At 65.6% G+C, this 11,205-nt stretch carries 10 protein-coding genes; 7 read left to right on the top strand and 3 right to left on the bottom strand.

Features of this window, described 5'->3' with window-relative positions; genetic code table 11:
- Positions 1-587: acyl-CoA dehydrogenase family protein (locus B3T59_RS06380; RefSeq protein ID WP_287001772.1), on the top strand; the 587-nt coding region annotated here is incomplete at its 5' end.
- A gap of 78 nt (positions 588-665) precedes the next feature.
- Here the strand turns inward: B3T59_RS06380 and B3T59_RS06375 are convergent.
- Positions 666-2,693: an NAD(+) synthase gene (locus B3T59_RS06375; protein WP_287001771.1), complete on the bottom strand. Its 2,028-nt coding sequence runs from the start codon at positions 2,691-2,693 to the stop codon at positions 666-668.
- A gap of 26 nt (positions 2,694-2,719) precedes the next feature.
- Positions 2,720-4,123, bottom strand: coding sequence for a WS/DGAT/MGAT family O-acyltransferase (locus B3T59_RS06370; protein WP_287001770.1), 1,404 nt, complete (start codon positions 4,121-4,123; stop codon positions 2,720-2,722).
- Between the two features lie 151 nt (positions 4,124-4,274).
- On the opposite strand from B3T59_RS06370, the gene B3T59_RS06365 reads away from it, so the two are divergent.
- The 6 genes from B3T59_RS06365 to B3T59_RS06340 all read left to right on the top strand — a co-directional run bounded on the left by B3T59_RS06365 (position 4,275) and on the right by B3T59_RS06340 (position 10,747).
- The gene (locus B3T59_RS06365) at positions 4,275-4,853 is read left to right on the top strand and encodes a nuclear transport factor 2 family protein (RefSeq protein ID WP_287001769.1); all 579 of its coding nucleotides are present in this window, start codon (positions 4,275-4,277) and stop codon (positions 4,851-4,853) included.
- Between the two features lie 183 nt (positions 4,854-5,036).
- On the top strand, positions 5,037-6,029 hold the full coding sequence (locus B3T59_RS06360) for an acyl-ACP desaturase (protein ID WP_049697762.1): 993 nt from the start codon (positions 5,037-5,039) through the stop codon (positions 6,027-6,029).
- Between the two features lie 133 nt (positions 6,030-6,162).
- Positions 6,163-7,296 carry a tRNA dihydrouridine synthase DusB gene (gene dusB / locus B3T59_RS06355; protein WP_287001773.1) on the top strand — a complete coding sequence of 378 codons (1,134 nt, stop codon included), beginning with the start codon at positions 6,163-6,165 and terminating at the stop codon, positions 7,294-7,296.
- A 129-nt stretch (positions 7,297-7,425) separates the two neighbouring features.
- Positions 7,426-9,690: an LCP family protein gene (locus B3T59_RS06350; RefSeq protein WP_287001768.1), complete on the top strand. Its 2,265-nt coding sequence runs from the start codon at positions 7,426-7,428 to the stop codon at positions 9,688-9,690.
- Between the two features lie 104 nt (positions 9,691-9,794).
- Positions 9,795-10,457, top strand: a complete 663-nt coding sequence (gene phoU, locus B3T59_RS06345) for a phosphate signaling complex protein PhoU (protein WP_251721909.1) — start codon at positions 9,795-9,797, stop codon at positions 10,455-10,457.
- A gap of 140 nt (positions 10,458-10,597) precedes the next feature.
- Complete coding sequence (locus B3T59_RS06340; RefSeq protein WP_168431243.1) at positions 10,598-10,747, top strand: hypothetical protein; 150 nt, start codon at positions 10,598-10,600, stop codon at positions 10,745-10,747.
- A gap of 90 nt (positions 10,748-10,837) precedes the next feature.
- On the opposite strand, the gene B3T59_RS06335 is transcribed toward B3T59_RS06340, so the two are convergent.
- Positions 10,838-11,205 (bottom strand): phosphate ABC transporter ATP-binding protein (locus B3T59_RS06335; RefSeq protein WP_287001767.1); only part of this gene is annotated, 368 nt, incomplete at its 5' end.

Genomic DNA, 11,205 nt, shown 5'->3' with positions numbered 1-11,205 from the left:
TGGTGGACACCACTTCCGAGGGATTCGCCGTCGGGCGGAAGCTGGAGAAGATCGGACTCAAGGCGTCGGATACGGCCGAACTCTCCTTCTCGTCGGTGCGCGTGCCCGTCGAGGACCGGCTCGGCGAGGAGGGCAAGGGTTTCTCCTACCTCACCCACAACCTGGCGCAGGAGCGGCTGAGTATCGCAATCGGAGCGTCGGCAACCGCGAACGCTGCTCTGCAACATGCCCTCGCCTACACCCGTGAGCGTGACGTGTTCGGCAGGCCCGTTGCGTCGTTCCAGAACACCAAATTCGTGCTGGCCGAATGCTCGGCCGACGTCGCGGCCGTGCAGCAGTTCGTCGACCAGGCGTTGATCCTGCACAACCGGGGCGAACTGTCGGTGGCCGACGCCGCGCGCGCCAAGCTCTTCGCCACCGAGACCGCGGGGCGCGTCATCGACAAATGCCTACAACTTCACGGCGGGTACGGGTACATCACCGAATACCCCATCGCCCGGCTGTACGCCGACACACGCGTCTCCCGTATCTACGGCGGCACCAACGAGGTGATGAAGACGATCATCGCCAAGGACCTGGGGCTGTAGGGCCGTCGGCGGTGCGGTCGGCGGCTTGAGCGGTGCCGTCGACGGGTTTGGCGGGGCCGCGGCCCAGCAGCCGCGCCCTCAGCGCCCGCCCAGCGCGTCGAGCCAGGTGCGGGCGGAGGCGTCCGACGGCGAGCGCCAGTCGCCGCGCGGCGAAAGCGACCCGCCCGAACCGATTTTCGGCCCGTTGGGCATCGCGGTGCGCTTGAACTGGTTGCTCATGAACCGCTTCAGGAACGTCGAGAGCCAGTGCTCGATCGTCGCGGCGTCGTACTGGTTCCGACGCTCCGGCGCGATCAGCTCCGACCACGCACCGCGTTCCCGGTCGCCCCACGCCTGACCCGCGAGGTAGGCGATCTTGTCGGGGCGGTAGCCGAACCGCGTGAGGTAGTACAGGAAGAAGTCGTGCAGTTCGTAGGGGCCGACGGTGTCCTCGGTGCTCTGGATCGCGCCGTCCTCGCCGGGCGGGACGAGTTCGGGTGACATCACGTCGTCGAGGATCTCGGCGAGCGTGTCGGTCGTCTCCTGCGAGTACTGCCCGGTCGAGATCATCCAGCGAATCAGATACTGGATCAACGTCTTCGGGACCGACGTGTTGACGTTGTAATGCGACATCTGATCGCCGACGCCGTAGGTGCACCACCCCAGTGCGAGTTCGGACAGATCGCCGGTCCCCAGCACGATTCCCCCGTGGAAGTTCGCCAGCCGGAACAGGTGCGACGTCCGCTCGCCGGCCTGCACATTCTCGAAGGTCACGTCGAAGACCTTCTCGCCCTTGGCGTAGGGATGCCCGATGTCGGCGAGCATCTGCTCACACGACGGCCGGATGTCGAGTTCGGTGCCGCTGACCCCGAGAGAATCCATCAGCACATGTGCGCGTCGTAGGGTCGCTCCGCCGGTGGCGAATCCCGGCATCGTATACGCGAGGATGTTGTTGCGCGGCAGACCGAGTCGGTCGAAGGTGTCGACGGCGACGAGCAGTGCGAGCGTCGAATCGAGACCACCGGACACCCCGATGACGATCTTGTCGATACCGGTGGCGCGCAGACGCGCGGCCAGGCCCTGAACCTGGATGTCGCGCACCTCTCGGCACCGTTCATCACGGTCAGCGGCGTCGGCGGGAACGAACGGGAAGCGTGCGACCGAGCGTCGCAGATCGTCGTCTGCGGCGAGGTCGAGGTCGCCGAACTCGAAGTCGATGTGGCGCAACGACGTGAGGCGATCCTTGAGGTCGCCGACCTGATCGTGGAAGCTGCCCATCCGGATACGCTCCTGGCGCAGCCGGTCGAGGTCGACGTCGCCGATGACGAGTTGCTCGGTCGTCGCGAATCCCTTGCTGCGAGTGAGTAATCCGCCGTTCTCGGCGATCAGCGCATCACCGTCCCACGCGAGATCGGTTGTGGATTCGCCATATCCGGCGGCAACGTAGACGTAGGCGGCGATGCACCGTGCGGACAGGCTGGTGCACAACGACTTCCGATACGACTCCTTGCCGATCGTGACCGGCGATCCCGACAGATTCGCAAGAACCGTCGCGCCTCCGAGTGCGGCCCAGGTGCTCGGCGGGATGGGCACCCACGCGTCCTCGCAGACCTCGAGATGCAGTGCGAAACCGGGCAGGTCGACGGCGTCGAAGATCAGGTCGGTGCCGAAGGGGACCGTCTGTCCGAGCAGCGTCACCGAGTCGGCGAGTGCGTCGCGGGCAGCGCTGAAATAGCGCTTGTCGTAGAACTCGCGGTAATTCGGCAGGAACGCCTTCGGTACGACGCCGAGAATCCGACCATCACGCAGCAGGACCGCACAGTTGTACAGCCCGGCGTCGACGACGAGCGGCAGTCCGACCGCCACCAGCGGGCGCAGACCCTCGCTCGCCGCGACGACGGTGGCAAGCGCGTCGAGCGCGGCGTCGATCACCGCATCCTGTTGGACCAGATCATCGATGCTGTATCCGGTGAGTCCCATCTCGGGGAACACGACGAGTGCGGCACCCTCGGTGGCCGCCTGCCGCATCAATTCGACGGTGGCCTGTGCGTTGGCCACGGGGTCTGCAATACGGACGACGGGCACCGCGCCGGCTACTCGGGCAAATCCGTGGCGATAGATGGACACAGGGCAAGCCTAATGACACTGCGGACTCAGTCGCCGCACACCTCGAGAAGCGTCTTGAGCTGCTCGTCGAACGCGTGGGCGAGGAAGTCGATGTCGGGGATCTGATCGGTGCATCCGAGGATTCCGACGTTGAGCTCGCCGTCGGCCGAGAACACCGTGATGTTGAGGCCGAGTCCGTGGAAGATCGGCCCGAGCGGGTAGACCGCCGTCACGCGGGCGCCGCAGAAGTACACCGGGATGTCGGCGCCCGCGACGTTCGACACCGTCACGTTGAAGACCGGCGGGTGCTTGAGCGCCAACTTGCGGTCGCCGTAGAACTTCATCAGCGTCGACATCGTGGTGCCGGGCGCGAACTGGGCCCATGCACGCAGGATGTTCGCGTCGATGTCGGCGTGGTGCGCCTTCGCTTTTCGCGAGAGCTCTGCGGCACGCTCGATCCGTTCGACGGGATCGGCGACGTCGGAGGCCAACTGCGTGAACATCCCCGACACCTTGTTGGTGCCCTCCACCATCAACCCACTGTCGTCGGCGCCATGGACCGACACCGGCACCATCGCGACGAGCGGCCTGTCCGGCAGCTCGTTGTGCGCCAACAGATACTCACGGAGCGCCCCGCCGGTGATCGCCAACACGACGTCGTTGACCTTGACACCGAACCGGTTCTTGACGCGCTTGATGTCGGCGAGGGACAGCTGGGTCAGTGCGATCGAACGGTGCGGTGTGATGGGGCCGTTGAACCGGGTGCGCGGGGCCCCGAACGGTGCGGGCATCGCCTCGTGCGAGCGCGCCCGACGCAGCCAGGCGAACGGAACCGCGACCGTCTCCGGCAGCAGACGCGCCATCGCGATCGGACGTCGGATCAGGTAGTGCACCGCACCGGTCGCGGCGAGCATGGCGTGCGACGAACCGCCTGCCGTCTGATGCAGCAGATCGGCGTCGAGGTCGGGTTGCTCGGGCGAGAGCGAGAACAGCTGCGAGAGCACCTCGGCGCTGCCGACACCGTCGACCGCGGCGTGGTGCATCCGCAGCATGATCATGATCCGCCCGTTGGACAGGCCCTCGATGACCCACAGCTCCCACAGCGGCTTCGCGCGGTCGAGGGTCTGCCCGGCCAGATGTCCACAGAGCTCGGTGACCTCGCCGATCCCGCCCGGCGCCGGAACCGCAACGCGGTGCACATGCCGATCGATGTCGAAATGGTCGTCCTCCACCCACGCGGGGTGGTCGATGTTGATCAGCGAGTTGTCGAGCTTACGTCGAAATTTCGGGGTCGCACGGACGAGCTGTCGCATCTGATCACGGATACGGCCGAACGAATACCCACCCGGAATCGTCGACGGATCAACCTCGATCAGGCCGATGATCTGCATCAACTGCGACCGCGTCTCCATGTACAGGAACGAGGCGTCCAAACCGCTCAGCCGCTCCATCGCAAATCCTCCGCATCCTGCTCGCCCGCGCCGTCGCGCACGCCCGTCTACGTCGACGGACCGATGATGAAATCGAACCACGTCTGTGCGTCGTCGCGCTCCTTTTCCATAACGCTTCGCGCACCCGCCGTAGTTCCCTACGATCAGCCGGATGCGCACCGAAAACGCCGCGTCTGCCGCGGATGCCCGATTCTCGCCGACCCCGTTCGAGCTCGACGAGTTGTCGGAGGCGTTCGACGTCTTCGAGGCCACCGTCGCAGGCATCGCGGCACATGCCCGCGCCGAGCCGTCCGAGGCGCCTGCGGCCTGGGCGCGCTTCGCCGACCTCTTCACCCCCGACGCCGACTACATCGAGCACACGCTCGGCACCATGCACGGCAGGGACGAGATCCGACCGTGGATCGTGAAGACGATGACCCGCTTCCCCGGCGACCACATGGTTGCCTTCCCCAATCTGTGGAAGGTGTTCGACGCCCCGACCGGCCGCGTGATCTTCGAAGTCGACAATCCGATGTGCGATCCCGGCGACGGAAGCGTCATCACCGCGACCAACATTTCGATCATCACGTATGCCGGCGACGGCCTGTGGAGGTGCGAGGAGGACATCTACAACCCCATGGAGTTCGGCATCGCCGCAATGCAGTGGTGTGACAAGGCGCGCGAACTCGGTACCCTTGACGACGGCGCCGCCACGTGGGCGTCGACGTTCGGCCGAGCGTTCCGGGGGTAACGCTTGTGAGCCAAGTTACGACACCGTAAGTGCGTACTTGGGTAACGCCTGCTCGGTGCCGTAACCTTACTGACTGACTTGAATGCATGTCGGTCACCGAGCCAGGCATGACAACCAGAGACGACAGTCGGAGACTACGACAGTCCGACCTGTTTCGATGTGGACCGTTCGGAGGAACGAACAATGGCACGTGAGCTCACTCAGCTCGATCTGCTCCGCGAATTGGCACCGGTTGCCGAGGACAACGTCAACCGGCACCTGAAGATCGCGAAGAACTGGAACCCCCACGACTACGTCCCGTGGGACGAGGGCCGCAACTTCGCCGCGCTCGGCGGCGTCGACTACGACCCCGAACAGTCGCAGCTCGATGAGGTCGCGAAGGCCGCGATGATCACCAACCTGCTGACCGAGGACAACCTGCCCTCCTACCACCGGGTGATCGCCGACAACTTCTCGATGGATTCGGCGTGGGGCTTCTGGGTCGGTCGCTGGACCGCCGAGGAGAACCGGCACTCGATCGTCATGCGCGATTACCTCACGGTGACGCGCGGCGTCGACCCCGCCCAGCTCGAGGCCGACCGCATGGTCCACATGACCAACGGTTACTCGCCCGAGTCCGCTGCAGGCGACCGCGTCGAGGAGATGATGGAGAAGGGCGGCGAAATGGGCCTGCTGCACTCCGTCGCCTACGTGACGTTCCAGGAGCTCGCGACGCGCGTCAGCCACCGCAACACCGGTAAGGCGTGCAACGATCCGATCGCCGACAAGATGCTTCAGCGCATCGCGGCCGACGAGAACCTGCACATGATCTTCTACCGCAACATCTGCGGCGCCGGTATGGACATCGCTCCCGACCAGACGCTGCGTGCCGTGACCGACATCGTCACCAACTTCCAGATGCCCGGCGCCGGAATGCCCAACTTCCGCCGCCACGGCGTGTTGATGGCCAAGCACGGCATCTACGACCTGCGTCAGCACCTCGAAGAGGTCATCCAGCCCGTCCTGCGCAAGTGGAACGTCTTCGATCGCGACGACTTCTCCGCCGAGGGCGACCAGACCCGCGAGGAGCTCGCAGCCTTCCTCGAGCAGCTCGAGAAGGACACCATCAAGTTCGAGGAGATGCGCGACCGCGCACTCGCCCGCGAAGCCAAGAAGCGCGAGCGTCAGGCGTCCTGACGCAACCATTGGCTTGACGACGACGATCCGAACCCCAGCAGCGCCGGCGCCCTCCACGATCCACGAGGGCGCCGGTGCGCTGTCGGCTGCGCACACCACCCCGCTCCAAGCAACCCCACTACGCGACACCCGCTTGCGAATCGGCACGATCGAGCTCGCCAGTCCCGTGGTGCTCGCGCCCATGGCGGGCGTCACCAACGTGGCGTTCCGCACGCTGTGTCGCGAACTCGAATTGGCACGCACCGGCACGGTGTCGGGTCTGTACGTCTGTGAGATGGTCACCGCCCGCGCGCTCGTCGAGCGGCATCCGGTCACGATGCACATGACCACTTTCGGCCCGGACGAGAATCCGCGGTCGATGCAGCTCTACACGGTGGATCCGCGCTACACCTACGAGGCAGCCAAGATGATCGTCGACGAGAATCTCGCCGACCACATCGACATGAACTTCGGCTGCCCGGTCCCGAAGGTGACCCGCAAGGGTGGCGGCTCGGCGATCCCCTACAAGCGCACCCTGTTCCAACGAATCGTCGCAGCCGCGGTCAAAGCGACCGAGGGCACCGACATCCCCGTCACCGTCAAGTTCCGCATCGGAATCGACGACGAGCACCACACGCACCTCGACGCCGGGCGCATCGCCGCGGGTGAGGGCGCGAAAGCTGTTGCGCTCCATGCCCGTACGGCTTCGCAGCGGTACTCCGGCGAGGCCGACTGGGCCGAAATCGCCCGCCTCAAGGAGCACGTGACCGACGTACCGGTGCTCGGTAACGGCGACATCTTCGAACCCAAGGACGCGGTGGCGATGATGGCGCAGACCGGATGCGACGGCGTCGTGGTGGGACGCGGCTGCCTCGGCAGGCCGTGGCTGTTCGCCGAACTCGCCGCCGAACTCAACGGGCTGCCCGCCCCCGCCGCACCGAACCTCGGTGAGGTCGCGCAGATCATCGTCAGGCACGGCGAGTTGCTCGCCGATCACCACGGCGAGGACAAGGGCATGCGCGAGATGCGCAAACACGTCGCCTGGTATCTGCGCGGATTCCCGGCCGGTTCGGAGATTCGTTCGCGCATGTCGCTGGTGTCGACGCTCGACGAACTCCGCGACCTCGTCGGATCACTTCCCGCCGACACACCGTTCCCCGACGACGGGCACGGGCCGCGTGGGCGGCAGGGATCGCCCGCCAAGGTCGCGCTCCCCGACGGCTGGCTCGACGATCCCTACGAGGATGTCGTCCCCGCGGGCGCGGAAGTGATGCACTCCGGCGGCTGAGGCGCTTCTCAGGACCTATCAGTACTATGTCCGAAGGTCCCGCAGGCGGGATCTGAATTCTTCCTGCTTGCCGCAGCGTTCAGCCCCGACGGGGCGGCAGCGTCACCACGGGGTACGAGGATATGTGACGTGAGTCGTTGGACACCCAAGCCGCACGGCGACGAGCCGGGCGACCGGGACGATTCGACGTCCTCATCGACTCCACGCGCTTCCCGCACCTCACGCCCAGCGAACCCCAACGACGGCAGGCTTCGTGAGCCGCGCGCCGCCGATCGATACGTCCGCGGCCGCAGTCGAATGACCGTCCGCGAGTTGATGGAGCAGATGAACGCCGATCCGGGCGCACGCTCCGGTTCCCCTTCTGACAGCTCGCCACGTGCTGACCAGCCGTCGACTTCCAGCAGGCAACCGCGCGGCGATTCGTCGCCGACCGAGGCCATTCCACGCGTCGGCGGCCGTTCTGGCCTCCGCCGGGCACGGCGTGGCACCAACCGCGCCCCCGCGGATGACCCGTCGAAGCGCCCATCCGAGACGCCGGGGGCCAGCGCCGAGACGCCGGGAGCCAACGAGGTCACGCGCAAGATCCCGATCGTCGGTGCCGCGCCTGAGCCCGTCGTCGACCTCAGTGACAGGGCGACCACGGAGCGGGTCGTCGAGGAATCGCGGGCGCAGGAGTCACATCGCGAACCCGCCGCCCCCGCACCCACCGATGCCGCCCCGAACCATGCTCCCACCGAGTCGCCGGCTCCCGAGGCGGATCAGAAACCGGCGTCCCCACCGCTCGAGCCGACGCCGGATCTCACCGAGACGATCGCGCTGCGTTCACGACCACAGAGTGTTGGGCGTCGACGCCACAACCGCTCGACACGTCAGAATGTGGCTTTCACCGGTCGCATCATGGTCGCCATCGCGTGCGTCATGGCCCTCGTCGGGACCGGCTTCGTGTGGGGCTACATGAAGTCGAAGAACAGCGATTGGCGCACCATCGCCGCCGTCGACCCCGATGACGCGAACATCCGCAACAAGGACGCGCAGTACGGCGACGAGAACTATCTGATCGTCGGAACCGACACACGCAGCGGCAAGAACGGCAAAGTCGGTGCGGGCACCACCGCCGACGCGGAGGGCGCGCGTTCGGACACCGTGATCCTGGTCAACATCCCCGCCAACCGCAGCCGCGTGGTCGCGGTCTCGTTCCCACGCGATCTGCAGGTCAACCGGCCCGAATGCCAGGACTGGGACAACGACGTGGGAACCTACAACGGCGACCTACCCGCGGCCAACGACGTGAAACTGAACAGCGTCTACGCCGACGGTGGCCCCAAGTGTCTGGTCAAGGTCATCACCGAGATGAGTGGTCTGAACATCAACCACTTCATCGGTATGGACTTCTCGGGCTTCGAGAAGATCGTGCGCGCAGTCGGCGGCGTCGAGGTGTGCTCCACGACGCCGATCTACGACTACGAACTCGGTCAGATCCTGTCCAAGCCGGGCAAGCAGACGATCACCGGCCGCAAGGCGCTGAACTACGTCCGTGCCCGCACGGTGTCGACGGAGGGCAACGGCGACTACGGACGCATCAAGCGCCAACAGTTGTTCATGTCGTCGCTGCTGCGGTCCACGCTCTCCGGCAACGTCTTGTCCAATCCGGCGAAGCTCAACAGCATTGTCAACACGTTCATCAAGAACAGCTACGTCGACGGCGTCGACACGCAATCGCTGCTCAAGCTCGCCGACTCGATGCAGGGCATCGAGGCAGGTCGCGTCACGTTCCTGACCATCCCTACCTCGGGTACGACGACCGACGGCTCGAACAACGAGATCCCCCGCACCGACGACATCAACGCCATCTTCAACGCGATCATCGACGACGACCCGCTCCCCGGCGAGCAGGCCGCGAAGAAGAAGCAGAGCAGTTCGTCGAAAAAGCAGACGACGGCCGCAGGCGCCGCCACGAGTACGTCGGAGACCCCGTCGACGATCTCCGCCACAGCGCAGAACCCGAGCAACGTCGGAGTGCGTGTGCTCAACGGCACGGGCAAGACCGGCCAGGCAGCCGATGCGTCCGACAAGCTGACAGCACAGGGCTTCGACGTTCGAGGCGTCGCCGACGCGTCGGAGAACCGCACGGACACCGTCGTACGCTACGGACCGGGCGAGCAGGACTCCGCAGCCACGCTCGCCGCGATGTTCCCCGGCGCCAAGATCCAGAGCGACAAGACAGTGAAGTCGGGTGTCGAGGTCATTCTCGGGAGTGACTTCACCGGGAGCGTAGACAGCGCCCCGGCGGCAGGCGAAACACTGTCGGCGCAGGCTCTGCCGGCCGCGACGAACTCGAGCAACCTGCCGAATGACCTCGCGGTGACCAATGCGGGCGACACCACCTGCACATGACGCGCGTGCAGGATACCGACAGTCGCAGGTAATCACCGCGCGTTCACGGTGTGTTCACCACGCGGGAGATCGTGATCTGGCGCACGCACAGTACCCTTGAGAGTATGCGTACCGCGTATCAAGAACAGCTGCATTCACTCAATGCGGTGCTCGGAGAAATGTGCGATCTGGCCGGATCTGCGATGGACCGCGCCACTCAGGCCCTGTTGCAGGCCGATCTCGCCATTGCCGAGGAAGTGCTGTCGGAGAACGACAGATTGTCCGAACTGTCCGCGCGTGCCGAGGAGCAGGCATTCGCGCTCCTGGCGCTCCAGGCCCCCGTCGCGGGTGACCTGCGCGGCGTCGTCAGTGGATTCCAGATCGTCGCCGACGTCGACCGCATGGGTGCGTTGGCGCTGCACGTCGCCAAGGTCGCCCGGCGCCGACATCCCGCCAAGGCACTGCCCGAAGAGGTCAACGGCTACTTCGCCGAGATGGGCAGACTCGCCGTCCAGTTGGCCGCCAACGCGCGCGAGGTCCTCGACACGCAGGATCCCGAGGCTGCGGTCCGTCTGCAAGAAGACGACGACGCCATGGACGACCTGCACCGCCACCTGTTCACGGTGCTGATGGACCGTGACTGGGAGCACGGTGTTGCTGCGGCCGTCGACGTCACCCTGCTCGGCCGCTACTACGAGCGCTTCGCCGACCACGCTGTGTTGATCGGTCGTCGGGTTGTCTTCCAGGCCACCGGCCAGACCCCCGAGCAGTTCCAAGACGCTTCTTGAGCACAGACGCTTCCTGACACACCCGTAACCACCGACGTCGGTGGATCACACCCGAGTCCGGTTGTGATCCGCCGACGTTTCTTGTCGTGGAGGGCGTCCTGACTTCACGCACACCAGGCGCGCAGTCTAGGGTGAGCGCCATGGGCGTGCACTATCCGGCAGAACCCGATTTCAATGCCGAATCCGACGACGAAGCCGAAGCACATCTCCGGCGACGCCAGCTGTTCGTCTATGTCGGCGTGACGCTGTCGCTCGTCGCTCTGCTGGTCATACTGTTGCTCAACATGTGAGCGCCCCCATCAACGCAAAAGACCCGCGACGATTCCTCGTCGCGGGTCTTTGTCTGCTTGTGGGCCTGTGCGTCGTTGCCCGGCCGGTGATCAGCCGAAGCGGCCGGAGATGTAGTCCTCGGTCTCGCGCTTGGTGGGGTGCGTGAAGATGGTCTCGGTGTCGCCGATCTCGACCAACTGTCCCGGCTGGCCGACGCCCTCGAGGTTGAAGAACGCGGTCTGATCACTGACACGCGCAGCCTGCTGCATGTTGTGCGTGACGATGACGATCGTGAAGTCCTTCTTCAGCTCGCCCATCAGATCCTCGATGGCCAGCGTCGAGATCGGATCGAGCGCAGAGCACGGCTCATCCATCAGCAGGACGTCCGGCGAGACCGCGATGGCACGCGCGATGCACAGTCGCTGCTGCTGACCACCCGAGAGACCGCCACCGGGCTTGTCGAGGCGGTCCTTGACCT

This window comes from Gordonia sp. UBA7860, from assembly GCF_002500165.1.
GTDB lineage: Bacteria > Actinomycetota > Actinomycetes > Mycobacteriales > Mycobacteriaceae > Gordonia > Gordonia sputi.
Note: the sequence above shows the minus strand (reverse complement) of the source record. Positions and strands in the feature narration are given on the sequence as shown.

Bases quoted from the DNA above. Each gene is read 5' to 3' on its own strand.
- B3T59_RS06365 (WP_287001769.1), top strand. From the start codon at position 4,275: ATGCGCACCGAAAACGCCGCGTCTGCCGCGGATGCCCGATTCTCGCCG.
- B3T59_RS06370 (WP_287001770.1), bottom strand. From the start codon at position 4,123: ATGGAGCGGCTGAGCGGTTTGGACGCCTCGTTCCTGTACATGGAGACG.
- B3T59_RS06340 (WP_168431243.1), top strand. From the start codon at position 10,598: ATGGGCGTGCACTATCCGGCAGAACCCGATTTCAATGCCGAATCCGAC.
- B3T59_RS06360 (WP_049697762.1), top strand. From the start codon at position 5,037: ATGGCACGTGAGCTCACTCAGCTCGATCTGCTCCGCGAATTGGCACCG.
- phoU (WP_251721909.1), top strand. From the start codon at position 9,795: ATGCGTACCGCGTATCAAGAACAGCTGCATTCACTCAATGCGGTGCTC.